The 335-nt window shown below is 67.8% G+C and carries 1 protein-coding gene; it reads right to left on the bottom strand.

What is annotated here, in order from left to right; genetic code table 11:
* Positions 1–335: AraC family transcriptional regulator (locus HX846_RS37815; RefSeq protein WP_178967536.1), on the bottom strand; the 335-nt coding region annotated here is incomplete at both ends.

Below are 335 nucleotides of genomic sequence, written 5' to 3' on the forward strand. Positions count from 1 at the left end.
GGGCCAGGCGCAGTTGCACCAGGTAGGCATGGGGTGGCAGGCCGAAGGCGCTCTTGAAGGCGCGGGTAAGGCGAAAGCGATCGACGCCGCAGGCCAGCGCCAGTTCATCCATGCCCACATCTTGCTGCAGGTGCGCATGCAGGTATTCCCGGGCCTTGTGCGCCACCCGTGGCAGGCGAGGGTCTTCATGGTAGCGGGTGCGCCAGTGCAGTTGCGCAGTGAGGCGTTCGAGCAGTTGGTCCATCGCCTGTTGCCGCACGATGCGCAGCTCACCTCCGTGCAAGGTCTGGAAGGCCCGGCTGGTGGCCAGGGCCAGGCGCGGGTCGCTGGCCAGG

It is taken from the genome of Pseudomonas sp. K5002 (assembly GCF_013386655.1).
In the GTDB taxonomy this organism is placed as follows: domain Bacteria; phylum Pseudomonadota; class Gammaproteobacteria; order Pseudomonadales; family Pseudomonadaceae; genus Aquipseudomonas.